At 71.2% G+C, this 24,419-nt stretch carries 26 protein-coding genes; 8 read left to right on the top strand and 18 right to left on the bottom strand.

What is annotated here, in order from left to right; all coding sequences use genetic code 11:
* Window positions 1-11: 11 nt before the first annotated feature.
* Complete coding sequence (locus OG381_RS30310) at window positions 12-947, bottom strand: anti-sigma factor family protein (protein WP_327719235.1); 936 nt, start codon at window positions 945-947, stop codon at window positions 12-14.
* Entirely contained in the window at window positions 944-1,639 is a 696-nt protein-coding gene (sigE, locus tag OG381_RS30305; protein WP_171147868.1) for an RNA polymerase sigma factor SigE, read from the bottom strand. The genes OG381_RS30310 and sigE overlap by 4 nt, the downstream gene beginning before the upstream one ends.
* Window positions 1,640-1,940: 301 nt before the next feature.
* On the opposite strand from sigE, the gene OG381_RS30300 reads away from it, so the two are divergent.
* Window positions 1,941-2,573 carry an O-methyltransferase gene (locus tag OG381_RS30300; RefSeq protein WP_327722592.1) on the top strand — a complete coding sequence of 211 codons (633 nt, stop codon included), beginning with the start codon at window positions 1,941-1,943 and terminating at the stop codon, window positions 2,571-2,573.
* A gap of 87 nt (window positions 2,574-2,660) precedes the next feature.
* On the opposite strand, the gene OG381_RS30295 is transcribed toward OG381_RS30300, so the two are convergent.
* A complete protein-coding gene (locus tag OG381_RS30295; RefSeq protein WP_003966491.1) occupies window positions 2,661-2,828 on the bottom strand; it encodes a DUF3117 domain-containing protein in 168 nt (55 codons plus the stop codon).
* A gap of 364 nt (window positions 2,829-3,192) precedes the next feature.
* On the opposite strand from OG381_RS30295, the gene OG381_RS30290 reads away from it, so the two are divergent.
* Complete coding sequence (locus tag OG381_RS30290; RefSeq protein ID WP_327719234.1) at window positions 3,193-3,984, top strand: enoyl-CoA hydratase/isomerase family protein; 792 nt, start codon at window positions 3,193-3,195, stop codon at window positions 3,982-3,984.
* Window positions 3,985-3,987: 3 nt separating this feature from the next.
* On the opposite strand, the gene OG381_RS30285 is transcribed toward OG381_RS30290, so the two are convergent.
* Both OG381_RS30285 and OG381_RS30280 read right to left on the bottom strand, forming a co-directional pair.
* Window positions 3,988-4,569: a DNA-3-methyladenine glycosylase I gene (locus OG381_RS30285; RefSeq protein ID WP_327719233.1), complete on the bottom strand. Its 582-nt coding sequence runs from the start codon at window positions 4,567-4,569 to the stop codon at window positions 3,988-3,990.
* The gene (locus OG381_RS30280; protein WP_327719232.1) at window positions 4,566-4,940 is read right to left on the bottom strand and encodes a DivIVA domain-containing protein; all 375 of its coding nucleotides are present in this window, start codon (window positions 4,938-4,940) and stop codon (window positions 4,566-4,568) included. The genes OG381_RS30285 and OG381_RS30280 overlap by 4 nt, the downstream gene beginning before the upstream one ends.
* Window positions 4,941-5,082: 142 nt before the next feature.
* Here OG381_RS30280 and folP point away from each other — a divergent pair, with 142 nt between their 5' ends.
* On the top strand, window positions 5,083-5,943 hold the full coding sequence (folP, locus tag OG381_RS30275; protein ID WP_327719231.1) for a dihydropteroate synthase: 861 nt from the start codon (window positions 5,083-5,085) through the stop codon (window positions 5,941-5,943).
* A 142-nt stretch (window positions 5,944-6,085) separates the two neighbouring features.
* On the opposite strand, the gene OG381_RS30270 is transcribed toward folP, so the two are convergent.
* The gene (locus OG381_RS30270) at window positions 6,086-6,844 is read right to left on the bottom strand and encodes a TIGR00730 family Rossman fold protein (protein ID WP_327719230.1); all 759 of its coding nucleotides are present in this window, start codon (window positions 6,842-6,844) and stop codon (window positions 6,086-6,088) included.
* A gap of 98 nt (window positions 6,845-6,942) precedes the next feature.
* Window positions 6,943-8,022: a succinyl-diaminopimelate desuccinylase gene (dapE, locus tag OG381_RS30265; protein WP_327719229.1), complete on the bottom strand. Its 1,080-nt coding sequence runs from the start codon at window positions 8,020-8,022 to the stop codon at window positions 6,943-6,945.
* 84 nt (window positions 8,023-8,106) lie between these two features.
* Here dapE and OG381_RS30260 point away from each other — a divergent pair, with 84 nt between their 5' ends.
* A complete protein-coding gene (locus tag OG381_RS30260; protein WP_327719228.1) occupies window positions 8,107-9,069 on the top strand; it encodes a heavy metal transporter in 963 nt (320 codons plus the stop codon).
* A gap of 310 nt (window positions 9,070-9,379) precedes the next feature.
* Window positions 9,380-9,826 (top strand): ATP-binding protein, encoded by a 447-nt coding sequence (locus OG381_RS30255; RefSeq protein WP_327719227.1) that lies wholly within the window; start codon window positions 9,380-9,382, stop codon window positions 9,824-9,826.
* Between the two features lie 67 nt (window positions 9,827-9,893).
* Here OG381_RS30255 and OG381_RS30250 read toward each other — a convergent pair whose 3' ends face one another.
* Both OG381_RS30250 and fdxA read right to left on the bottom strand, forming a co-directional pair.
* Entirely contained in the window at window positions 9,894-10,988 is a 1,095-nt protein-coding gene (locus tag OG381_RS30250; protein ID WP_327719226.1) for a bifunctional succinyldiaminopimelate transaminase/glutamate-prephenate aminotransferase, read from the bottom strand.
* A gap of 116 nt (window positions 10,989-11,104) precedes the next feature.
* A complete protein-coding gene (gene fdxA / locus OG381_RS30245; protein ID WP_019058397.1) occupies window positions 11,105-11,425 on the bottom strand; it encodes a ferredoxin in 321 nt (106 codons plus the stop codon).
* Window positions 11,426-11,565: 140 nt separating this feature from the next.
* Between fdxA and OG381_RS30240 the strand changes: the two genes are divergently transcribed.
* Together OG381_RS30240 and OG381_RS30235 are read left to right on the top strand one after the other, a co-directional pair.
* Window positions 11,566-12,594, top strand: coding sequence for a GNAT family N-acetyltransferase (locus OG381_RS30240; protein WP_327719225.1), 1,029 nt, complete (start codon window positions 11,566-11,568; stop codon window positions 12,592-12,594).
* A 17-nt stretch (window positions 12,595-12,611) separates the two neighbouring features.
* Entirely contained in the window at window positions 12,612-13,463 is an 852-nt protein-coding gene (locus OG381_RS30235) for a transglutaminase-like domain-containing protein (protein WP_327719224.1), read from the top strand.
* A gap of 63 nt (window positions 13,464-13,526) precedes the next feature.
* Here the strand turns inward: OG381_RS30235 and OG381_RS30230 are convergent, their stop codons facing one another.
* From OG381_RS30230 to OG381_RS30190, 9 genes are all read right to left on the bottom strand, one after another.
* Window positions 13,527-14,141, bottom strand: a complete 615-nt coding sequence (locus tag OG381_RS30230) for a response regulator transcription factor (protein ID WP_307026238.1) — start codon at window positions 14,139-14,141, stop codon at window positions 13,527-13,529.
* Window positions 14,138-15,328 (bottom strand): sensor histidine kinase, encoded by a 1,191-nt coding sequence (locus OG381_RS30225; RefSeq protein WP_327722591.1) that lies wholly within the window; start codon window positions 15,326-15,328, stop codon window positions 14,138-14,140. Before OG381_RS30225 ends, OG381_RS30230 begins: the two co-directional genes overlap by 4 nt.
* A 5-nt stretch (window positions 15,329-15,333) precedes the next feature.
* Window positions 15,334-16,074: an ABC transporter permease gene (locus OG381_RS30220; RefSeq protein WP_327719223.1), complete on the bottom strand. Its 741-nt coding sequence runs from the start codon at window positions 16,072-16,074 to the stop codon at window positions 15,334-15,336.
* Window positions 16,071-16,976 (bottom strand): ABC transporter ATP-binding protein, encoded by a 906-nt coding sequence (locus OG381_RS30215; protein ID WP_327719222.1) that lies wholly within the window; start codon window positions 16,974-16,976, stop codon window positions 16,071-16,073. Before OG381_RS30215 ends, OG381_RS30220 begins: the two co-directional genes overlap by 4 nt.
* A gap of 148 nt (window positions 16,977-17,124) precedes the next feature.
* Window positions 17,125-17,583, bottom strand: coding sequence for a hypothetical protein (locus OG381_RS30210; protein WP_327719221.1), 459 nt, complete (start codon window positions 17,581-17,583; stop codon window positions 17,125-17,127).
* 184 nt (window positions 17,584-17,767) lie between these two features.
* Window positions 17,768-20,413, bottom strand: a complete 2,646-nt coding sequence (locus OG381_RS30205; protein WP_443061945.1) for a hypothetical protein — start codon at window positions 20,411-20,413, stop codon at window positions 17,768-17,770.
* 160 nt (window positions 20,414-20,573) lie between these two features.
* Complete coding sequence (locus tag OG381_RS30200) at window positions 20,574-20,984, bottom strand: DUF6113 family protein (protein WP_327719219.1); 411 nt, start codon at window positions 20,982-20,984, stop codon at window positions 20,574-20,576.
* Window positions 20,981-21,841: an N-acetyl-1-D-myo-inositol-2-amino-2-deoxy-alpha-D-glucopyranoside deacetylase gene (mshB, locus tag OG381_RS30195; protein WP_327719218.1), complete on the bottom strand. Its 861-nt coding sequence runs from the start codon at window positions 21,839-21,841 to the stop codon at window positions 20,981-20,983. Before mshB ends, OG381_RS30200 begins: the two co-directional genes overlap by 4 nt.
* Window positions 21,842-21,860: 19 nt before the next feature.
* Window positions 21,861-22,055, bottom strand: coding sequence for a hypothetical protein (locus OG381_RS30190; RefSeq protein ID WP_266888429.1), 195 nt, complete (start codon window positions 22,053-22,055; stop codon window positions 21,861-21,863).
* Between the two features lie 176 nt (window positions 22,056-22,231).
* Here OG381_RS30190 and OG381_RS30185 point away from each other — a divergent pair, with 176 nt between their 5' ends.
* Complete coding sequence (locus tag OG381_RS30185; protein WP_327719217.1) at window positions 22,232-24,349, top strand: S9 family peptidase; 2,118 nt, start codon at window positions 22,232-22,234, stop codon at window positions 24,347-24,349.
* Window positions 24,350-24,419: the final 70 nt, after the last annotated feature.

The following is a 24,419-nucleotide window of genomic DNA, read 5'->3' as shown; positions in this document are numbered from 1 at the left end:
CAGAGGCCGGGTCAGTGGGCGGTGCCGGAGGGGGATGAGGTCACGTGGGGGACGGGTGCGGCGAGCAGGCCCCGCGGGGTGAGGTCCGCGGACGTGGACCAGGAGGTCAGGGTGAGCGGCGGGGTCGCGCTGAGCGGACGTATCAACGGGGACATCGCGGCCGCGCCGGCCACCACGGGCGCCGTCAGCGTGGCCTCGTGCGCCTGGGTGCCGGGAACCAGCGGTGCGGACACCTCGGTCGGGGCGACCGGGGCGTCGATCCGGGACTGGTCCTGGGCGAACAGCGGACCCACCGCACGACGGCGCTGGCTGTCGGGTGTCGCGGTGCCCGTGCCGCCCTGTGTGCGGGCCGGGGTGACATTGCTGCCGCCCGAGCCGCTACGGGCGTCGGTGTCGGTCGGCGCGACCGTGGCGACACCGCCCAGGGCGATCGCGGCCAGCGACACCGCCCCGCCCACGACGAACGCGAACCGCATACCGCGCGACGCCGATCTCTCGGCCTCGTGCCGGCTGACGTCATGGATGCGGAAACCGCCGCTGGAGGGGTTGAGCGCGGAGGCGTGCGGCGTCGCGGGGACGTAGTCGAACGCGAAACGCTCGCCCCGCTTCACGCCGAAGACTCCGGCGCTGCCCGGTCTTCCGGAGAAACCGTCGCCGAATCCTCCCCCGAACGGCGAGCCGCCGTCCGAGTCACCTCCGCCGGGCAGCCCCTGGAGGCGGGCCAGGAAGCTCTCGGAGGGAGGCGGGGGCGCGGCCTCCGCGAAGACGTTCTTCAGTCGGCGCTGGGCGTCGGCCTCGGCCTTGCACCTGGCGCAGGTGGCCAGGTGGGCGAGGACGCGCTCGCGCGTCTCATGACCGAGCTCGCCATCGACCAGCGCGGCGAGTCGGTCTCCCAGGTGCTGCTCAGTAAACCGCCCTTCGGCGGGATTGGGCCGTGATCCACTCACGCGGTCGCGCCCCCTCCCCCCAGAGCGGCGACGCGGGGCACGAAGGAGCGACGCTCGGCCCGCGCCTCCGGCGAACGGTGCGCGAGTGCCTTGCGCAGCTGGGAACGGCCGCGGTGGATCCGCGAGCGGACCGTGCCGAGCTTGACACCCAGGGTCGCGGCGATCTCCTCGTACGACAGTCCTTCGATGTCGCACAGGACGACCGCGGCGCGGAACTCGGGCGCCAGGGTGTCGAGAGCCTGCTGGACGTCCGCGTCGAAGTGCGCGTCGTTGAAGACCTGCTGCGGCGACGGCTCGCGGCTGGGCAGGCGCTCCGCCGCGTCCTCGCCGAGGGCGTCGAAGCGGATGCGCTGCTTGCGCCGGACCATGTCCAGGAACAGGTTGGTGGTGATGCGGTGGAGCCAGCCCTCGAAGGTGCCGGGCGTGTACGTCGACAAGGAGCGGAAGACGCGGACGAAGACCTCCTGAGTGAGGTCCTCGGCGTCGTGCTGGTTGCCCGTCAGGCGGTAGGCGAGCCGGTAGACCCGGCCGCTGTGCGTGCTGACGATCTCCTCCCACGTCGGAGGAGTCCAGGCCTGCCCGTCCGCGTCGGTGGAGAAGGTCGCGGTGGCGTATTCGCCGTGGCTGTGGTCAGCAGCGGTGTCGTTCACGGATTTCGGCCTACCCGCCGATCCGAGGAAGCGCCGCAGCACTCCTCCCCGATCCAAAGGCGCGGCCGCACCTCCCCTGTCGGCTCTGGTGGTGTCCAGTGGAGCCCCTACCATAGCCACCTCGCCCGTTAGCTCCGGATAAGCGGTTTTACGAGAATTTGATCTGGGCTGATACCGCTCGTGCGGCTGCGTCACCGCCCGCTCGGGCCCGTGCTCGGCATCGTGATCCAACTGTGTCCCCCCGGGTGCGTCTCCACCCCTCTAAACGCCCGGTCCCATCTGCGGGTTCCCGGGCCCAACGGATACAGTCACGCCCAGGCAACCACGGGGACAGGAGAGGGTCATTACCGCCAACCGGCAGACGAGCTGGGCGTTCGCCGACGCCTACGTCGCCGAGGACGAAGTGCTGCGCTGGGCCCGTGACCGGGCCCGTGAAGCGGGCCTGCGCTCGGTGTCGCCCGGCGCGGGCGCAGCCCTGCGGTTGCTGGCGGCCTCCGTCGACGCGAAGGCGGTCGCCGAGATCGGCACCGGTACCGGTGTCTCCGGTATCCATCTGCTGCACGGCATGCGGCCGGACGGGGTGCTCACCACGGTCGACCCCGAGCCGGAGCACCAGCAGTTCGCCCGGCAGGCCTTCCGCGCCTCCGGGTTCGCCAGCAACCGGGCCCGCTTCATCCCGGGCCGTGCCCTGGACGTCCTGCCCCGCCTGACCGACGCCGGTTACGACCTCGTCTTCTGCGACGGTGACCGGCTGGAGGTCATGGACTACCTCGCTGAATCGTTGCGCCTGCTGCGGCAGGGGGGCCTGGTCGTCTTCGAGGGTGTCTTCGCGCACGGCCGGACGATGGACTCGGGTCCGCAGCCCACCGAGGTGCTGCGGCTGCGCGAACTGCTGCGCGCGGTGCGGGAGAGCCAGGAGCTGGTGCCGTCGCTGCTGCCGGTGGGCGACGGGCTGCTCTGCGCGGTCAAGCGCTGACCCTCGCACCATTCTGACCTGGGCAAACACCTGCCCCGACACCGATGACGATGCCGGGGCAGCTGAAGGGGTATGGTCGCTTCCGCGTCAGCCGACGACCTTCTTGAGGGCGTCACCGAGCGCGTCGGCCTCATCCGGGGTCAGCTCGACGACGAGCCGACCGCCGCCTTCGAGCGGAACGCGCATGACAATGCCCCGCCCCTCCTTTGTCACCTCGAGCGGGCCATCGCCCGTCCGCGGCTTCATGGCCGCCATGCTCGTTCCCCTTCCTGAAACCAGCTCATCGTCAAAGCCGACGGCCCTGGGAGAGGGCACGCGTGTCGTGCGTGGGCACGCGACACCGGCATCGAACACATTGCTTCCAGGCCATTATCCCGCATCTCAGGACCCGATGACCAACATCAGTCGGCATCGCTTGGGCAACGCGCGCGAGCAAAACCACTCAATTCGGCGATGTGACTGCGATACTGCGCGGCCGCACACGTATCCGGCGGCCTCTTTCGGTCGCAGATTCTTTGACGCAGGTCACACGTCCGTTCCGGTCGTTCGGCGGTGATCTCCGCCATGCTGTCCTTCGAAACCCGCAAGTAACCCGCTGGGACGCAGGAGGGGACAGACCATGGCCGACACCGTGCTCTACGAGGTGAGCGACGGGCTCGCGACGATCACGATCAACCGTCCCGAGGCGATGAACGCGCTCGACATCGCGACGAAGGTCGCGCTGCGGGAGGCGGTGGAATCCGCGGCCGGTGACGGAGCCGTACGGGCGGTGCTGCTGACCTCGACCGGGGAGCGGGCGTTCTGTGTGGGACAGGACCTCAAGGAACACATCGGGCTGCTGGCCGAGGGCTCGACGAAGGTCATGAGCACGGTCGCGGAGCACTACAACCCGATCGTGCGGGCGCTGACGCAGATGCCGAAGCCTGTGGTGGCCGGGGTGAACGGCGTCGCGGCCGGGGCCGGCTTCGGACTGGCGCTGGCGGCGGACTATCGGGTGGTGGCGGACACGGCGGGGTTCAACACGTCGTTCGCGGGGGTCGCGCTGACGGCGGACTCCGGGGTCTCGTGGACCCTCCCGCGCGTGATCGGGCCGGGGCGCGCCGCCGATCTGCTGCTCTTCCCGCGGACGATCAAGGCTCAGGAGGCGTACGAGCTGGGGATCGCGAACCGTCTCGTACCGTCCACCGAGCTGCCGGGCCAGGCCGAGAAGATCGCGCGGGCGCTGGCCGAGGGGCCGACGGTGGCCTACGCGGCGATCAAGGAAGCCGTCGCGTACGGGTTCTCGCACTCCCTGGCCGAGACGCTGGACAAGGAGGACGAGCTGCAGACGCGGGCGGGATCCTCGCAGGACCATGCGATCGCCGTGCAGGCCTTCGTGAACAAGGAGACGCCCAAGTACCTGGGGCGCTGAGCGTCAGCTCTGCCTGGCGACGCACGTGGCCAGATGATCGTCCACCAGGCCGCACGCCTGCATCAGCGCGTACGCCGTGGTCGGGCCGACGAAGCGAAGGCCCCTCTTCTTCAGGGCCTTCGAGAGGGCCGTCGACTCGGGAGTGATCGCCGGGACGTCCCCCAGCGCCTTGGGGGCCGGGCCCGGTGTCTTCGGGGCGTGGGACCAGATGAGGTCGTCGAGTTCGCCCGGAGCCCAGTCGGCCAGCACGCGCGCGTTGGCGAGCGTCGCCTCGATCTTGGCCCTGTTGCGGATGATGCCCTCGTCGGTGAGAAGGCGGTCCCGGTCGGTGTCCGTGAACAGGGCGACCTTGGCGATCTCGAAGCCCGCGAAAGCCGCCCGGAAGCCTTCCCGGCGGCGCAGGATCGTGATCCAGGAGAGGCCGGACTGGAAGGCCTCCAGGCTCAGGCGCTCGTACAGGGCGTCGTCGCCGTGGACCGGGCGGCCCCACTCCTCGTCGTGGTACGCGACGTAGTCCTCGGTGGACAGCGCCCAGGGACAGCGCAGGGCGCCGTCCGGGCCGGCGAGGGCGGCGCCGTCGGTCACCGCTGCTCCTCCGGACCCTCGGCGGGCTTCTCCATGGACACCTGCGAGACGGGCGCGCCGCGCGTGACGGCCTGGGCGCCGGCCAGGGCGGACTCCAGGTCGGCGATACGGGCGTCGCGTTCGGCGAGCTCGGCGCCGAGGCGGCTGAGGGCGTCGTCCACGTCGCCCATGCGGTAGCCGCGGGCGGCGAGCGGGAAGCGAAGGGCCTCGACATCGGCGCGGTTGACCGGGCGCTCCAGCGGGAGGGGGTCCTGGAGCCGCTCCGGGGCGGCCTCGGGCAGGGGGCCTGTCTCGCCGCCGCCCACCACGGCGAGCGTCACCGCGGCGACCACGACGGCGAGCGCGACGACGAGGAACAAGAACATAACCATCGCTGGGGGTCTCCACGCTCGGTGAATGTGCTCGGAGTCGAATGTGTCAGAGTCCGATCGTGCCATGCGAGTCTGACAGTTAGGGTCGCAGGCGGCCGAGGAAGCGGCCGTACCCAGGTCGTACTACGAGAGGTCACAGCGGATGCTCAGGCTGGGCAGGCGGGAATTCGGGCAGCACGAGCCGGTGATCATGGCGATCGTGAACCGGACCCCGGACTCCTTCTACGACCAGGGCGCGACCTTCCGTGACGAGCCGGCCCTCGCGCGCGTGGAGCAGGCGGTGGCCGAGGGTGCCGCGATCATCGACATCGGCGGGGTCAAGGCCGGGCCGGGTGAGGAAGTCTCCGCCGAGGAGGAGGCGCGGCGGACGGTCGGGTTCGTGGCGGAGGTGCGGCGGCGGTTCCCGGATGTCGTGATCAGCGTGGACACCTGGCGGGCGTCGGTCGGTGCGGCCGTGTGCGAGGCGGGGGCGGACCTGCTGAACGACGCGTGGGGCGGGGTCGACCCGGGGCTCGCGGAGGTCGCCGCGCGGTACGGGGTGGGGCTGGTCTGTACGCACGCGGGGGAATCGGAGCCTCGTACGCGGCCGCATCGGGTGTCCTACGACGACGTCATGGCCGACATCCTGCGGGTGACCCTGGGGCTGGCCGAGCGGGCGGTGTCGCTGGGGGTGCCCCGGGAGTCGGTGCTGATCGATCCGGGGCACGACTTCGGGAAGAACACGCGGCACAGTCTCGAGGCGACGCGGCGGTTGGGGGAGATGGTGTCCAGCGGGTGGCCCGTGCTGGTGTCGCTGTCCAACAAGGACTTCGTCGGGGAGACGTTGGACAAGCCGGTGAAGGAGCGGGTGGTGGGGACGTTGGCGACCACCGCGGTGTCGGCGTGGCTGGGGGCGCAGGTGTACCGCGTGCACGAGGTCGCGGAGACCCGGCAGGTGCTGGACATGGTGGCGTCCATCGCGGGCCACCGCCCTCCGGCGGTTGCCCGGCGGGGGCTGGCGTAGGGCCTTTTTCGCCCCCGCCGCCCCTACCCGTCCCGTCCCTGGGGGCTGCGCCCCCAGGCCCCCGCTTCGGCCCTGAAGGGGCCTTGTCCTCAAACGCCGGACGGGCTGAGAAACCCAGCCCGTCCGATGTCCGCGGGGGTTTCTAGCGGCCCGCCTCCTTCGAGACCAGGGCCACCGCCTCGTCCACGTCGTCCGTCACGTGGAAGAGGAGCAGGTCCTTTTCCGACGCCTTGCCCTGGGCCACCAGGGTGTTGGTGATCCAGTCGACGAGGCCGCCCCAGTACTCGCTGCCGAAGAGGACGATCGGGAAGCGGGTGACCTTCTGGGTCTGGACGAGGGTCAGGGCCTCGAACAGCTCGTCCAGGGTGCCGAGACCGCCGGGCAGGACCACGAAGCCCTGCGCGTACTTCACGAACATCATCTTGCGGACGAAGAAGTACCGGAAGTTGAGGCCGATGTCGACGTAGGGGTTGAGCCCCTGCTCGAAGGGGAGCTCGATGCCGAGGCCGACGGAGATGCCCTTCGCCTCGCAGGCGCCCTTGTTGGCCGCCTCCATGGCCCCGGGACCGCCACCGGTGATGACGGCGAACCCGGCCTCCACCAGGCCCCGTCCGAGCTGCACGCCCGCCTCGTACTCCGGTGAGTCCGCCGGCGTCCGCGCCGACCCGAACACACTGATCGCGGGCGGGAGTTCGGCGAGCGTGCCGAAGCCCTCGATGAACTCCGACTGGATGCGCAGGACCCGCCAGGGGTCGGTGTGGACCCAGTCGGACGGGCCGCCCGCGTCCAGGAGGCGCTGGTCGGTCGTGCTCGCCGTCACCTGGCCCCGCCTTCGGAGGACCGGTCCCAGGCGCTGCTCCGACGGTGGCTGCTTCTTCCCCTCGGGGTTGCCGGTAGCCATGTGCGCTCCCTCCACTTGCGGGTGTTTCCACCTCAGCGTAGATCTACGCGGGTTACAGAGGGGGGACATGCGGATGTCCGACCGGCACGAGGCTCACTTCACGCCGTCAGCCAGGACTTCAGCCGCTCCTCCGCCTCGGGGATCAGCGACACCTTGACCCGCTCGTCCACCTTGTGGGCCAGCAGCGGGTTGCCGGGGCTGTAGTTCACCGCGGGCACGCCGAGCGCGCTGAAGCGGGCCACGTCCGTCCAGCCGAACTTGGGGTGGACCTCGCCGCCGACGGCCTCCACGAAGGCCGCGGCCGACGGGTGGTTCAGGCCGGGACGCGCACCGCCCGTGTGGTCGTCCACCACGAACTCGTCCACCCCGCAGTCGGCGAAGTACTCACGGACGAACGCCTCCGCCTCCTCCTCACTGCGGTCGGGCGCGTAGCGGAAGTTGACGGTGACCGTGCAGGCGTCGGGGATGACGTTGGTGGCCACCCCGCCCTCGATACGGACCGCGTTGAGGCCCTCGTGGTACTCCAGACCGTCCACCATCGGCTTGCGCGGCTCGTACGCGGCCAGCTTCGCCAGCACCGGTGCCGCGGCGTGGATCGCGTTCGAGCCCATCCACGCGCGCGCGGAGTGCGCCCGCTCCCCCTTGAACTTCAGCAGCACCCGGAGCGTGCCCTGGCAGCCGCCCTCGACCTGGCCGTTCGTCGGCTCCAGCAGCACGGCGAAGTCGCCGGCCAGCCAGTCCGGGTGGGTCTCGGAGACGTGCTTGAGGCCGTTGAACTCGGCGGCGATCTCCTCGTTGTCGTAGAAGACGAAGGTGAGGTCGCGGTTGGGTGCCGGGACCGTCGCCGCGATACGCAGCTGGACCGCCACCCCGGACTTCATGTCGCAGGTGCCGCAGCCCCACAGGTAGCCGTCCTCATCCAGGCGCGAGGGCACGTTGTCCGCGATCGGGACCGTGTCGATGTGCCCGGCCAGGATCACCCGCTCCGCGCGGCCCAGGTTCGTACGGGCCACGACGTTGTTGCCGTACCGGTCGACCGTCAGGTGCGGCAGCGCGCGCAGCGCGGTCTCGATCGCGTCCGCGAGCGGCTTCTCGGTGCCGCTGACGGACGGGAAGTCGACGAGCCGCGCGGTGAGCTGCGCGGCGTCCAGCGTGAGGTCAAGCGGGGTATCGGCCATGCCCTCGACCCTAACGCGCCGGGCTCCGCCCGCTCTGTCCACACCCGGCTCGGACACCACAGGGGCCTCCGCTACCTTGTACGGATGCCAGCGCAGTCCCGCCCTCAACAGCGTCGTCGTGGCCGCCTTTTCCGTGGTCTGGCGGCCTTCGTGATTTTGTGTGCCGTCGCCGGATATCTGGTGGTCCAGTACATCACCGCGGGCACGGACGCCCCGGGCTGCGAGGTCGTCTCGGGCAAGGACGACGGGGTGGCCTACGAGTTCACTCCGGAGCAGGCGGTGAACGCGGCGACGATCACGGCCGTCGGCACCGGGCGCGGGCTGCCCGAGCGGGCGGTGGCGATCGCGCTGGCGACCGCGCTCCAGGAGTCCGGCCTGCGCAACATCACCCATGGCGACCGGGACTCCCTCGGCCTCTTCCAGCAGCGGCCCTCGCAGGGCTGGGGCACGGAGAAGCAGATCATGGACCCGACGTACGCGGCCGGGGAGTTCTACAAGCATCTGGTCAAGGTCGACGGCTACACGAAGCTGCCGCTCACCGAGGCCGCCCAGCGCGTGCAGCGCAGCGGGTATCCGGAGGCGTACGCCAAGCACGAGCCGGACGCGACGGTGCTCGCCGCCGCCCTCACCGGGTCCTCGGCAGCCGCGCTGACCTGCGACGGCCGCTCGGGGGCGACCCTCGCCGCGGGTCCGGAGGGGGTGCGCGAGGCACTCGTACGGGACTTCGGCGGGGACGCGCTGGACACCACCGCCAAGGAGGTGGGGGCCGCCGAGGCGACGCCCGCTCCGCAGGCCACGGTGTCCGGGCGGACCGTGACCGTGCCCGTGACCGGCGCCGCCAAGGGCCGCGGCAGCCGGGAGCGCGGCTGGCAGCTCGCGCACTGGGCGGTGGCCAACGCCTCCGCGCTGCACATCCAGCGCGTCACGTACGCCGGGCGGGAGTGGACCGCCGGCAACACCCAGAGCGAGTGGCGGGCGATGTCGTCGGAAGAGACCGGCGGGGCGGCGAAGGGCGCGGGGGCCGTGCGGATCCTGACTGCTCAGTAGTACGGACGATCACTCGTAGGGGTTACGCGGGGCCGCCACGGACGGCGGTGTGCGCAGGTTTTCGCGCAGTCACCCTCGTATTCGCGAAAACCCTTGAGAACAAAGGGCTGTAAGGATTCGGCACACTTTCCGACCGGACACCTTTTGACCGTTTTTATCCGCAGCCGATAATGCGACGCATTGCCAACTCTTTACGTTGGGCCGCCGCAACCTTCGCGGGCTTCGAGCGGTAGTCACTGCGTCCGAGTCCGGTGATCAACTGCCGGACACGGTCGAACACTTCCCCGTTCTCTCCCGTCAAAGGAGCATCATGTCCCTCCCCCTGACCCGCAGGATCGCCCGTGCCGCGCTGCTCGTCGCTGCGGGAGCGGCAGCCGGGGTCGGTGCGGCCGGCTCCGCCAGTGCGGCCCCCGCCGAACTGCCCACCTCGAACCTCGGCGGACTGACCGCCCTGGACGGGGCGAGCGTCGGCAACACCGTCGACGGCGCGGCGCAGAAGGCCACCGGGATCGCCGGCAACACCGGTGGCAACGCGGTCAAGAAGGCGCTTCCGACCGCGGGCAAGACCAGTGGCAAGGTCGCGAAGAAGGCGGCACCGGCCGCGCAGCAGACGGCGGGCGACGCGGCGGGCTCCGCCGGGGACATCCTGGGTGACACGGCGTCCACCGCGACGAAGGGCGGTCTGCCGACGGACTCCCTGACCAAGGGTGGCCTGCCGACCGAGTCCCTTCCGGTGAAGAGCCTTCCGCTCGGCTGATGTCCGGCTGACACGGCGACGGGGTCCAGGGTTGTCTCCCTGGACCCCGTCGCCGTGTGCGTGACGCTTACGCGAGCCGCTCCACGGCCGCCCGCACCCGCTCGTCCGTCGCCGTGAGGGCCACGCGGACGAACTCCTCGCCCGCCTCGCCGTAGAAGTCGCCCGGGGCCACGAGGATGCCCAGGTCGGCCAGGTGGGCGACCGTGGTCCAGCAGGACTCGCCCCGGGTGGCCCAGAGGTAGAGGCTGGCCTCGCTGTGCTCGATGCGGAAGCCGTGGCCCTCCAGGGCCCCGCGCAGGGCCTCGCGGCGGGCCGCGTAGCGCTCGCGCTGGACGCGGACGTGTTCGTCGTCGCCGAGGGCCGCCACCACCGCCGCCTGGGTGGGCGCCGCCGTCATCATGCCGCCGTGCTTGCGGATCTCTAGGAGGGGGCCGAGGACCGCCGGGTCGCCGGCCAGGAACGCGGCGCGGTAACCCGCGAGGTTCGAGCGCTTCGACAGGGAGTGGACCGCGACGATGCCGTCGTACGAGCCGCCGTTGACGTCCGGGTGCAGGACCGAGACCGGGTCGGCGTCCCAGCCGAGCTCCAGGTAGCACTCGTCGGAGAAGACGAGCACCCCGTGCTCGCGGGCCCAGGCCACGATCCGGGTGAGCTCTTCCTTGCCCAGCACCTTGCCCGTCGGGTTCGACGGGGAGTTGAGCCACAGGAGCTTCAGGCCCTCGGGGTCCAGCTCGGTGGGATCGTCGTAGACCTCGTACTCCGCGCGGGCCAGCCGGGCGCCGACCTCGTACGTCGGGTAGGCCAGGCGCGGGTACGCGACACGGTCGCCGGGGCCGAGGCCCAGCTGGGTCGGGAGCCAGGCGACCAGTTCCTTGGAACCGACGATCGGCAGGACGTGCCTGTGCGTCACCTCGCGGGCGCCCAGGCGACGCTCCACCCAGCCCGTGATCGCGTCACGCAGCGCCGGTGTGCCCCAGACCGTCGGATAGCCCGGCGAGTCCGCCGCGTCGACGAGCGCCTTCTGGATCAGGTCGGGAACCGGGTCGACCGGGGTGCCGACGGACAGGTCGACGATGCCGCCGGGGTGCGCGAGAGCCGTCTTCTTGTACGGCTCGAGCTTGTCCCAGGGGAAGGTGGGAAGACGGTCGGAGACTGCGGACACGGTGTCTGGCTCACTTTCTGGTACAGCACTCGTACGGCAAACGCCTCGGTCCCGTACAGCGATCAGAGGTGATCGAGCCGTACGGGACCGAGGCGACGCGCGGGGTGCGGGCCGCCTTACTGGTTCTGCGGCGGCAGTGCGGCCACGAACGGGTGGTCGCGCTCGATCAGGCCCAGCTTGCTGGCACCGCCCGGGGAGCCGAGCTCGTCGAAGAACTCGACGTTCGCCTTGTAGTAGTCCTTCCACTCCTCCGGAGTGTCGTCCTCGTAGAAGATCGCCTCGACCGGGCAGACCGGCTCACAGGCACCACAGTCGACGCATTCGTCCGGGTGGATGTACAAGGACCTGGAGCCCTCGTAGATGCAGTCGACCGGGCACTCTTCGATGCACGCCTTGTCCTTCACGTCGACACAAGGCTGCGCGATGACGTAGGTCACGCTGTCGTTCCTCCTCGATAGGGCGCTGGCGGGCCTCCTCAGGCCCTGCCGCCTGGCGCGCGGGAGCGCGGCGTCGTCGATGCCCGCCCCTAGTATCTCCGTTCTTGGGCATGATCCGAACAGGAGGGGTGAACTGACCTGTGGAAATCTCTGCGACGGGGCGCCTTGAGGTCCGTATCACCGCCGCTGACGTGGGTAAACGGGTCTCCGTACGCCGCATGAACGATCCTGCGGTTCCGGGTGAGAAGTTCACCGACACGGTGGGTGTTCTCGCATCATGGGACAACGGTGTGCTGCTGATCACACGGAAGGGTGGCGAAACCGTCCACATCGCGGAATCCTCGCTGGTCGCGGGCAAGGTCGTGCCGAGCGCCCCGGCCCGCCGCCGCGGACCCTCCGCCACCTACCAGGAACTCGCGCATGTCTCCACGCGCGCGTGGCGGCCGGTGGAGAGCGAGCGGCTCGGCGAGTGGGAGCTGCGGGCCGCGTCGGGCTTCACCCGGCGGGCCAACTCGGTGCTCCCGGTCGGCGACCCGGGGATACCGCTGGACGAGGCACTGGAGGCCGTACGGCGCTGGTACGGCGAGCGCGGGCTGCCCGCGTACATCCAGACCGCGACCGGCGCCGAGGGCACGCAGGAGCTGCTGTGCGCGGAGCTGGAGCGGCGCGGGTGGGAGCGCGAGGTGACCGCCGAGCTGTGGATCGGCGCGCTGGCCCCGATCGCCGACCGGGCCGAGGCGGACGAGGTGCTGCTGGCCCGCGACGCGGACGAGGCATGGCTCGCCCGGTACCAGCGCAAGGGCGTGAGCGAGGTGGCGCTGAAGGTGCTGGGGAGCGGCCCCTCGGTGTGGTTCGCGACCGTGCCGGGTTCCTCCTACGGGGCGGCTCCGGCCGCCATCGGGCGGTGTGTCGTCGACGGACGGTGGGCCTCCTTCTCCGCCGTCGAGGTGGATCCCGGACAGCGGCGGCGGGGACTCGCCACCACGGTGATGGCCGCGCTGGCCCGGCGGGCGCTCGACGAGGGCGCGTCCGCCGCATGGCTCCAGGTCGAGTCGGACAACACGGGTGCACGGGCGCTGTACGCCGGGATGGGCTTCGCGGCGCATCACGCGTACCACCACTACCGGGAACCGGCGGTTCCCGGCGACGGCCGGTACGGATCATCGTGACCGGGCACGACCCAGCTATGCGCCCCCTCTACCCCCCGCCTCCGGAACGCTCCGCCGAGCTGCGCCGCCGGTTCGCCGAAGAGGTGCGGTCCGAGCGGCCCGATCTGTCGTCGCTGTGCCTGCTGGTGGGCGCGGAGGCGGACGGGACGCTGGACGAGACGGGCATGGACGCGGCACAGATCGAACTGGACCGGCTGGCGGGACAGCTGCCCTTCCGGCCCGGCGGGCCGCGGTCCTGGGCGGTGTCCCTGCGGGAGCTGCTCGGGGAGCGGTTCGGATTCCGTGGCACCCCTGGCGACTACCAGCGGCTGGAGTCCTCGCTGCTGCACTCGGTGCTGCAGCGGCGGCGGGGGCTGCCCATCCTGCTGTCCGTGGTGTGGATGGAGGTGGCGCGGCGGGCCGGGGCTCATGTGTACGGGGTCGCGCTGCCGGGGCACTTCGTCGTCGGGTTCGGGGCGGAGGAGGAGCAGGTGCTCGCCGATCCGTTCGACGGGGGGCGGGTGTTGAGCGGGTCCGACGCGGAGTTGCTGGTGGCGGGGGCGACGGGGGCGCCCTTGCAGGCGTCCATGCTGGTGCCGGCGGATCCGTTGGATGTGGTGCTGCGGATTCTCAACAACGTGCGGGCGTGGGCGGCGGCACGGCCGGAGCGGTCGGATGTGGCGTTGTGGGCGGTGGAGTTGGGGCTGCTGTTGCCTTCGCATCCGGCTCGGTTGCGGTATGAGCGGGCGCAGTTGTTGGTGCAGCGGGGGGATTTTCTGGGCGGGGCGACGGAGTTGGATGCGTACGCGGAGGTGGTGGGGGCGGTGGATGAGTCTGCTGCGGCTCGGGTTCGGCAGCAGGCTCATGCCGCGCGAGCGATGTTGAACTGATGGCTGTGGGGCGACTACAGGTTCGCTGTGGCTGGTCGCGCAGTTCCCCGCGCCCCTAGGTGGCTACAGCCAGCCCTTCTCTCTTGCCAGCCGGGCTGCTTCCGCCCTGTTGCGTACCGCCAGTTTCTGGATCGCCGTCGAGAGGTAGTTGCGGACCGTTCCCTGGGACAGGTGGAGCTTGGTCGCCAACTCGGCGTTCGTGGAGCCGTCCTCCGCTGCCCTCAGGATCTCGCGCTCGCGGTCGGTCAGCGGGTTCGCGCCGTCCGCCAGCGCCGCTGCCGCCAGTGTCGGGTCGATGACCCGCTCCCCCGCCAGGACCTTGCGTACCGCTTCCGCGAGTTGGGCCGCGGGGGCGTCCTTGACCAGGAAGGCGTCGGCGCCGGCCTCCATCGCGCTGCGGAGGTAGCCGGGGCGGCCGAAGGTGGTGAGGACGACCAGCTTGACCGCCGGGAGTTCCTTGTGGACCTGGGCCGCCGCCTCGATGCCCGTGGCGCCCGGCATCTCGATGTCCAGGAGGGCCACGTCGACGTCGTGGGCGCGGACCGCGGCCAGCACCTCGTCGCCGCGGGCCACCTGGGCGACGACCTCGATGTCGTCCTCCAGACCGAGGAGGGCGGCGAGTGCCTCGCGGACCATCGACTGGTCCTCGGCGAGGAGGACCTTGATCGTAGGGCTCATGCGCCGGATCCTATGGCCGCCGACGTGGTGGCGGGGACTCGGGCGACCAGCCGGAATCCGTGCTTGGTACGGCCCGCCTCCAGGGTGCCGCCCGCCTTCTCCAGGCGTTCGGTCAAGCCCGTCAGACCGTTGCCGGGGCCCTTGCCCGAGCCTCCCGAGCCGTTGTCCTCGACGGAGAGTTCCAGCACCGGCCCGTCCAGTGTCTGGCGCCGCAGGAGCTCGATCGTGCAGCGGGTCGCGCCGCTGTGCCGTACGACGTTGGTGACCGCCTCGCGCAGCGCCCAGGCGAGCGCGGTCTCGCTCTCCTCGGGGACGCCGTCGAGGCCGGGTTCGGCGGGCACCTCCGCGGTGACGTCGGCCGCGTTCAGGGCGACCTGTGCGCCGGCGAGTTCGTCGGACAGCCGGGCGCGCCGGTAGCCGGAGACGGCGGCGCGGACGTCGACCAGGGCCTGGCGGCTGACCTGTTCGATGTCGGCGACCTGCTGGGCCGCCTTGCCGGGGTGGTCGGGGAGCATCCGGCCCGCGAGCTCGCTCTTGAGGGTGATCAGCGAGAGCGAGTGGCCGAGGAGGTCGTGCAGGTCCCTGGCCAGGCGCAACCGCTCCTCGTTCGCCGCCAGTTGGGCCACCGTCGCGCGGGCCTTGCGCAACTCCACGGTCGTCCGGACCAGTTGCTTCACGCCCATCATCGCGAAGCCCAGGAGCAGCACCACCAGGACCAGGCTCCAGTCGTCCAGGCCGACGTCCACGCCGACCAGGACCATCGCCAGGGTGTTCAGCCCGACCGCCCAGTACGCGGCCCGTTGCGGCAGCGTGGCGCCGCAGGTGACGGAGACGTACACGAACAGGCCGATCCACGCACCGCCGAGGGTGAGGCACAGGGTCACGGCGAGGGCGCCGAGCAGGAAGACGAGGGCGCCCACGATCGGCTCGGCGAACGGCCGCCCCATGTTCCGGAAGACCAGGGTCAGATAGAGGCCGGTGAAGGTGGCGAGGGCCACCCAGCCGGCCACGGTCGCGGCCGTACCGTGGTCGCCGGAGCTCAGGTCCTGCACCGGCGAGCCGAGGAAGATCAGCCAGGGCAGTATCCAGACGAGCTTGCGCACCGCGTCGGCCCGGTTGCGGGGCGGCTGACCCACCCGGATCTGGTTCTCCGGCCGGGTCCACGAGGGCAGTTGGTCGTCCGTCATCGTCCTCACGCCTTCAGCGTGTCCTTCCGGTACAGCCACGCCGCGCCGCCGGTGAACAGGGCGAAGAAGACGGCGAGGACGGCGATGTCCTTGGCTTGCGGGGCCTGGCTCTGCTCGATCGCCTGCCCCAGGGCAGCGTACGCGTGCGTGGGCACCCACTCGGCGATGTCCTGGAGCCAGCCCGGGAAGGTCGTCGTCGGCATCCACAGGCCGCCGAGGATGGACAGCCCGAAGTAGGTGATCATCGTGATCGGGCGGACCGCGTCCCCGCTCGCGAGGTAGCCGATGGCCACGCCGAGCGCGGCGAAGACGAGACTGCCGGCCCAGATCGCGCCGGTGAGGGCGAGCCACTGCCAGGCGTCCAGCCGTACGTCCTTCACGACCGCGGCGACGGCGAAGACCACGACGATGGACGGCAGACTGACCACGGCGGCGCTCGCGGTCTTCGCGAGGACATAGCCCCGGCCCGGCAGCGGGGTCAGCCGCAGTTGCCGCACCCAGCCGGTCTCGCGCTCCTTGGCGATGCGCTCGCTGTTGCCCATCAGGACGGCGGTGAGGGCGCCGAAGGAGGCCATCGAGACCATCATGTAGGTGGGCAGGGTCAGGCCCGTCCCGTCGACCTTCGACGTGCTGTCGGCGCTGCCGCCGATGAGCAGGAACAGGATCGAGGGGTAGATCACCGAGAAGAACAGGAACTTGCGGTTGCGCAGGGCGCGGGCCAGTTCCAGCCTGATCAGACTGTTCATGCGGTACGGGCCTCCTCGGCCTCGGTGATGGCGACGAACGCCTGCTCCAGGCCGAGCCCGGCGACCTCGATGTTGCGGGGGTAGACGCCGAGGCCGTAGAGGGCGTGGACGGTGGCGTCGGCGTCGGTGGACTGGATGCGGACGGTGGGGCCCGAGACGGTGAGGGTGGTCAGGAAGGGGAGGGCGCGCAGGGCGGTCTCGTCGACCGGGGCCTCCAGGTCGAAGGAGATCCGCCGGACGCCCGCCTTCGCCTTGATCTCGGCCGCGGTGCCGTCCGCGAGGAGCCGGCCGCGGTGCAGGACCAGCACGCGGTCGGCGATCGCGTCGGCCTCCTCCAGGTAGTGGGTGGCGAACAGGACGGTCCGCCCCTGGTCGGCCTGTTCGCGCATGGTGGCCCAGAAGCCCTGGCGGGTGGTGACGTCCATGCCGGTGGTGGGCTCGTCGAGGACGATCAGGTCGCTGTCGCCGGCGGTCGCGAGGGCGAAGCGGACGCGCTGGGCCTGGCCGCCGGAGAGCTTGTCGACCTTGCGGTCGGCGAGCTGGGTGATCCCGGCGCGGGCCAGGACGTCGGAGGGGCGGTAGGGCCGCGGGTGCAGATCACAGGCGAGCCGGACCAGCTCGGCGACCGTCACCTCGTCCATCAGTCCGCCGCTCTGCAGCATCGCGCCGACCCGCCCGGCGACGATCGCCTCGCGCGGCCCGCCGCCGAAGAGCCGCACGCTGCCGCTGTCGGGGTTCCTGAGTCCGAGCAGCAGATCGAGCGTGGTCGACTTACCGGCGCCGTTGGGCCCCAGCAGGGCCACGGTCTCCCCCGGATACAGAGCCAGGCTCAGCCCGTCCACGGCCCGGACCTCGCCGTACGCCTTGCGCACCTGGTCGAATTCGACCGCTGTCGTTGTCATGTGATCCAGAGTGGCGCTCCGGCCCCCTCGCCCGTCAGTGTCGGCGGTCCTGACTGCCGGATGACAGATGTCATACGGCGTCTACGACAAAGGGGCACCCGGCGTGTGCCGGGCGCCCCCAGAGACCGAGGCCGTCAGGACGCGTGGTTCAGCAGCCCCGCCTGCCGGTGTCGATGGAGTACCCGCTGCCACCCCACCAGACCTCACCGATCGCCGAGACGCAGTAATTCGCTGTGCCCGTCACCCCGACCGGACCGGCGTAGTAGGCGTAACTGCCGCTGTCCGGAACAGAGTTCTGGGTCGGAGTGCACACCTGGCCGACACCTGACGTCTGCGAACAGCGAAGGATCTGGATGGACGTGGGGGTCGAGACGCCGTAGGACACGCCACGGTGGTAGAAGCAGGCGCTGTTGGTGCCGCCGTTGCTGGTGTTGTAGTAGATCACCAGCTCGCCTATGACACTGCCGCTGCGCGAGACGGTGTCGGAGTAGGTGATAGTGCCCGAGCAGGAGGTGGCCGCCTGTGCGGGGGCCGCGAGGAACACGGTGGCGCCAGTGAGTGTGACCAGGCTGGCGAGGAACACCATGGCTCGACGAAGGAAGTGCATACGGATTCCTGTCTGAGGTGGCCGACGAGATTGATCTTGCGAAGAGCCGCGTCACAATATCATCGGACGAGAAGCTCAACTCGCTTTTATTCAGCTGCTGTTGGCACTCCGGAACGGTCCCTTCGCATACGACGAGGATGGGGCACCCAGCGTCGCTGGGTGCCCCATCCTCGGTCGTGCTCGGCTAGCTCGGGTTCGTCTCGATGGTGACGTCCCGGTCGGTCGTGCTCAGCAGTGCCTGGCGCAGGGCGACATAGACGTCCTCGGGGGTGACGGCCGTCTTCTTGCCGGTGCCCCGGGTGATCAGTACGCCGTCGAAGGACTGGCCGTAGAGCTCCTTGAGCGCGTCCAGGTCGGGGCTGTCGACGAGCTTGCCGTCCACCGCCTTGACGCGGAGGAACTTCCAGAGGGAGTTCTCGGGGCTGAACTCGATGAAGTGGGTGGCGTCCGTGCGCACGATGACGTTGGCCGACATCGCAGGCTTCGCGAAGGCCTTCATCTCGCGGTCGACCTCGGCATCGGTGATCGACGGCTGCTGGGCGGTCGTCGCGACCGTGACCGGGGCGACGGTGCCGGTCTCCACCTGGGTGCGGTACGCCGCCGTGACCGCGGCGGTCGACTTGGCGACGTCGATGCCCTTGCCCGCCTTGCCGTACACGGCGACGGCCTTGCCGGACTTGAAGTCGATCGTGCCCTCGGTCACCGAGCCGGAGCTGCCGCCCGCGTCCTTCAGGGCGGCGGTCAGCTTCTCCTCGTCCACCGGCATGTTCGGGTCGACGACCCGGTGGTTGCCGAAAAGGGAGCCGATGACGGACATCGGGTTGTAGTCGCTCTGCGCCGCCACGGCGACCGTGGCCGTCTCGTCGAACTGGAGGCCCGCCTGGTCCGGCTTGAGCTCGACGGTCTTGCCGCCGACCGATAGCTTCAGCGGCTTGTTCACATTGTCGCCGAACGCCTCGTCGAGCTTCTTGACGGCGTCGTCGCGGGTGCCGCCGCCGATGTCGACGCCGAGGACCGTGGTGCCCTTGGGCACGTCGGAGTGGTTCATCAGCAGCCCGGCACCGTAGGCACCGGCCGCGATGACGAACACACCGCTGCCGATCAGGACCAGCTTGTTGCGGCCCTTCTTCTTGGCCTTCTTCGACGAGGCGGGCACGTTCTGCGCCACCGGCTCGGGGAGCTTCGGCACCGTGTGCTGCATCGGTCCGTCGGACGGGGCGCCCGGCCCGAACGGGGCGGTCTGGGTGCCCGGCGGCACGACCGGGATACCGCTGGTGACGGTGTGCCCGGAGACGTTGTCCGGCGGGGCGCCGGGGGTGCCGTAGCCGGGGGTGCCGGGTTCGGGGGCCGGCTTCTGCGGGGTGAGGATCGCGGTGTCGTCGCTCAGACCGCCGCCGGGGGCACGACCCGGTCCGCCGGGGCCGCCGTGCGGACCGGCACCGGGGAGAGAGCCCGCGCCCGGCCCCGCGAGGCCGTTCATTCCGCCGGGAGCACCGGGGCCGCCGAAGCCGCCCGGGGTACCGGGACCGCCAGGGCCTGCGGGACCCCCGAGCGCGCCGGGCCCGCCCGGGACGCCGGGACGCTGCTGACCGCCGTGGCCGCCCGGCGCACCCGGGACGCCGGGACCAGCCGGTCCGCCGGAAGCCCCAGGTCCACCGGGTCCACCGGGTCCACCAGGCCGACGGTGACCGCCAGCGCCGCCCGGAGCGCCGGGGCCGCCGTACGCGCCAGGGCCACCAGGGCCGCCGTGCCCACCAGGACCGCCGCTGACCGGCGGGACGACCGGGCCGTCACCGGTGACCGGGCCGCCTGTCGGGCCTGCGGGGCCCTGGGGGCCGCCACGGCCGTTCGGGCCGGCGAAGTCGTTCGGGCCGTTGAAGTCGTTGGAGGCGTCGAAGCGGTGCGAGCCGGTGGAGCTGTTGAAGTCGTTCAGGCCGTCGAGGCTGTGCGAGCCCGTCGAGCTGTTGAAGTCGTTCAGGCCGTCGAGGCTGTGCGAGCCCGTCGAGCTGTTGAAGTCGTCGGAGGGGCCGTAGCCGTTCGCACCACCCAGGCTGCCCTGGGCTCCGTAACCGCCCTGGCCGCCTTGCCCGTGCTGCCCGTTCGGACCGCCGTCGCCGTTCTCCGCGAAGTACGGCAGATCGTCGCGCCGCGGCTCGCCGCCCGGACGCGGGCCGTTGCCCAGCGCCTCGGTCACGTCGAAGGAGCCGGTGCCGCCGCCGTGCCCGGGCGCCACGGGGCCGCCGGTCGCACCGGGGAGCCCCGCACCGTTCGTACCGCCGCCGGGACGGGAACCTCCCGGCACGCTCATGGCGCCGACCACACCACCGGGGCGTCCGGCAGCTGAGCCGGGACGCGCACCGCCGGGAGCGGCACCGGAACCGGCGGGCGCCGCACCCGAACCACCGGGCGCACCCGCCCCGTTGGTCGCACCGCCGCCCTGACCGCCCTTGGGCGGGCCGGACTTGCGCGGCGCGAACCAGTTGCTCGCCTTCTCCTCGGCGGGCGGCGCGGGGTCGGCCGGAGGCGCGACGGTGCCCGTGGGGGCGCCCGGTGCCGGCGCCTCGGCCGCGGCGGGCGCGGTCGGCTCGGCATCCGCGACCGGTGTACGCACGACGACCGGCGGGATCGGCCGCGACCCGGGGATGTTGATCCGGATCCGGGTCGTCAGCGTGGTCTCGGTCTTGCGCTCCTCGGACTGCGTGCCCGAACGGACCGCGTCCGTACCGTCGTCGGAAGCCATGGGGGTCCCGTAAGGCGGCGTGCCCGAAGGGTAGGCGGCTCCGCCGCGCCCGTTGGGCCCGGAGGACGGACTGTCAGTTTCACGACTCAAGGCAGGTTCTCCCGGTTGGCTCCACCGGCCGTGTCGACCTCAACTGCGCGGGCGGCTCGGCGGCGCGCTCCACCATACTGGCCACTTCTGGCGCGTATCCCACGACCGCTGGGGAAACCCACACGGGACTCGCACGTCCCAGTCGCGGCGAAGTGGTACGTCACTTGCCAAGTCGGACGGCATCGCCGTCCGGTTGCCGCCTCTGCCCAAGCGTGGCGCAGATCACAGCTGTGGCCATGCCGCCGAGCAGAAAAAGATACGAGCCGGTGCCCGCGCCGAAGAGGAAATCCCCTTCCGGCCGGCTCGCGGTGAGCAGGATGACGGCGAGCATCCAGCCGGCGGCGGGTGCGACGGCCCCGCCCCGGCTGCCGACGGCACGCGCGCCGCCCAGACAGAGTCCGGCCTCACCGGCGAGGGCGAGCAGCAGCCCGCCCGGGAACCAGCCGGCCTGCACCAGCGACCCGGCGGCGCCGATGACCGCGCCGAGCACGAAGAGACCGGCGTACACCAGGGCCCGCCCGGCGGGGGGCGCCTTCAGGGGCTGGGCGAGCAGGGATCCGGGCTCGTTCACGAGGTCGCCTCCGTACCGGCGAAAAGGTCGGTCTCGCGCGCTCCGGGTGCCTTCTCGCCCCGTACCAGCTCGTAGTACTCGGTGGTGAAGACGGGCTGCGCGAGGTCGTTGGACAGCACGAAGTACGGCTCGGCGACGGTGACCTGGGTGGCGTGCGCGGCCATCGCGGCGGCCTTGGCGGCGGCGTACGCGGTGCCGTCGATCTCGGTGGTGATCCGTTCGTCGGCCACGACACCGGGGACGTCGTCCAGGACGCCCGGCTTGTCGAAGGGGAGCCCCGGCAGCACTTCGGCCAGCCGCTCGAAGGCCTGTTCGCCGACCGAGCGGGGTACGCGGTTCCAGTAGATCTTGGGGATCGTCCAGCCCGCTTCGGCGGCCAGGTCGGCGGCGCGCATGGCGACGCGGTGGGCCTGGATGTGGTCGGGGTGGCCGTAGCCGCCGTTCTCGTCGTAGGTGACGAGCACCTGGGGGCGTACCTCCAGGATCACCTCGACCAGCCGGGCGGCGGCCTCGTCGACGTCCGCCCGCCAGAAGCAGGCGGGGTCGTCGTTGTCGGCGAGGCCCATCATCCCGGAGTCCAGGTAGCGGCCGGGGCCGCCGAGCAGACGGAAGTCCTGGACGCCGAGTTCACGCATCGCGGCGGAGAGCTCGCCCAGCCGGTACTCGCCGAGGGCGGTGCCGGTGAGGTGCTGGAGCTCGGCCGGGATGACCTCGCCGCGCTCGCCGAGCGTGCAGGTGACCAGGGTCACGAGGGCACCCTCGGCGGCATAGCGGGCCATCGTCGCGCCGTTGTTGATCGACTCGTCGTCCGGGTGCGCGTGCACCAGCAGCAGACGCCGGGAGGGTGGTTCCGTCATGGACCCCACCCTAAAGGCGTCAGAACTTGATGCTGCCGATCATCCCCGCGATGTTCGTCGTCAGCTCGCTGATCGTCGGCGCCATGGTCGACGAGGCCAGGTAGAAGCCAAGCAGCATGCAGACCACCGCATGTCCGGCCTTCAGCCCTGACTTCTTGACCAGCAGGAAGACGATGATCGCCAGCAGCACCACCGCCGAAATCGAAAGTGCCACGGCGGCTCACCTCCAAAGATCCCAGAAGCGCGGGGGTCGGACCAGGGGGGCAGATAAATCCATACAGGCGCCAGCAGGTTCATACCCACTATGCGCTAGTGATCATAACTATCCGTGCGCGCGCATCCGTCGGCGCACTGCCGCACAAGGGGGCGCATGGCCAATATGGTCGGGGCATGACGACGACGTCCGACTCCTTCCCTCGCCGGCATGCCCGGACCCAGCGGTTCACGCTCGGCGCGCCACGTGCGTTCGCGGTGGCTCCCGACGGTTCCCGTGTCGTGTTCCTGCGCTCGTCCTCCGGTACGGACCGGGCGAGTTCGCTGTGGGTGCTCGACCCCGCGGACGGCGGGGAGCGCGTGGCCGCCGACCCGCGCGCCCTGCTGGGCGGGGCCTCGGAGGACCTCTCGCCGCAGGAGCGGGCGCGGCGCGAGCGGAGCCGTGAGGGCGGGGCCGGGATCGTCGGCTACGCCACCGACACAGCGGTCGAGTTGGCCTCTTTCGCCTTGTCAGGACGGCTTTTCGCGGCGGAGCTGCGGGCCGGCACGGCACGTGAACTCCCCGTCCCGGGGCCGGTGATCGACCCACGCCCCTCCCCCGACGGCCGGTTCGTCGCCTATGTCACACAGGGCGCCCTGCGCGTCACGGGTGCCGAGGGCGAGGGGGACCGGGCGCTGGCCGAGCCGGAGTCGGAACACGTCACCTACGGGCTCGCGGAGTTCATCGCGGCCGAGGAGATGGGGCGGTCGCGGGGGTTCTGGTGGTCCCCGGAGTCGGACCTGCTGCTGGTCGCGCGCGCGGACGACACTCCAGTACGGCGCTGGTGGATCTCCGACCCGGCCCGTCCCGAACGTGATCCACAGCACGTCGCGTACCCGGCGGCGGGTACCGCGAACGCGGAGGTCCGGCTCTTCGTGATCGGCCTCGACGGGGCGCGCACGGAGGTGTCCTGGGACCGCAAGCGCTACCCGTATCTGGCGCATGTGCACTGGTCAGCGGCGGGCGCCCCGCTGTTGCTGGTGCAGGCCCGGGACCAGCGCAGCCAGCTGTTCCTGGCCGTGGACCCGGGGTCGGGGGCGACGCGGATGGTGCATGCCGACGAAGATCCAACTTGGCTTGATCTTTTCCCGGGAGTGCCCTGCTGGAGCCCTTCCGGGCGGCTCGTCCGGATCGCGGACGAGGGCGGCGCGCGGGTCCTCGCGGTGGGCGAACGCCCGCTGACGGGGCCGCAGTTGCACGTCCGTGCGGTGCTGGACGTCTCCGACGACGACGTGCTCATCTCGGCGTCGGCCGGGGAGCGGGCGGCCGCGCCGGAGACCGGCGAGGTGCATGTGTACCGGGTGAACGAGCTCGGCATGGAGCGCGTCTCGCAGGAGCCGGGTGTGCACTCGGCGGTGCGTGCCGGGGGCGTGACGGTGCTGGTGTCGGCGACGCCGGGGCGGGCCGGGTCGCGGGCGCAGGTGCTCCGGGACGGGAAGCGTACGTCGACTGTCACGTCGTATGCCGAAGATCCCGGTATGTCCCCGCGCATGATCCTCACCGAGGGGGGCGCACGGCGGATCCCATGCGCCGTGCTGCTGCCTCGAGATCACGACGGTGCGACCCCGTTGCCGGTTTTGATGGATCCCTACGGTGGTCCGCACGGCCCCCGCGTCCTGGCCGCCCACAACGCGCACCTCACCTCGCAGTGGTTCGCCGACCAGGGTTTCGCGGTGGTCGTCGCGGACGGGCGGGGTACGCCCGGTCGCTCGCCGGCCTGGGAGAAGGCGATCCACCACGACCTCACGGTGTCCCTGGACGACCAGGTCGAGGCGCTGGAGTCACTGGCGAAGTCGTATCCGCTCGACCTCTCCCGGGTGGCGATCCGGGGCTGGTCCTACGGCGGCTGGCTGGCGGGGCTCGCGGTGCTGCGCCGCCCCGATGTCTTCCACGCCGGGATCGCGGGGGCACCGGTGACGGACTGGCGGCTGTACGACACCCACTACACGGAGCGGTACCTGGGCGATCCGACGGCGTCGCCGGAGTCGTACGCCAGAAGCTCCCTGCTGACCGACGAGGGCCTCTCCTCCCCCGCCGAGCCGCACCGGCCCCTGATGATCGTGCACGGCCTGGCGGACGACAACGTCGTCGCGGCCCACACCCTGCGCCTGTCCTCGGCCCTGCTCTCGGCCGGCCGCCCGCACGAGGTCCTGCCCCTGTCCGGGGTGACCCACATGACCCCGCAGGAACAGGTCGCGGAGAACCTGCTCCTGCTCCAGGTCGACTTCCTGAAGCGGTCGTTGGGGCTGTCGTAACCGCACAAACACCCACGAACTGCGTTAACACACAGGCAACTTGGTCGACCCGATCCCGATATACGGACGG

The sequence above is a fragment of the Streptomyces sp. NBC_00490 genome, assembly GCF_036013645.1.
GTDB lineage: Bacteria > Actinomycetota > Actinomycetes > Streptomycetales > Streptomycetaceae > Streptomyces > Streptomyces canus_F.
Note: the sequence above shows the minus strand (reverse complement) of the source record. Positions and strands in the feature narration are given on the sequence as shown.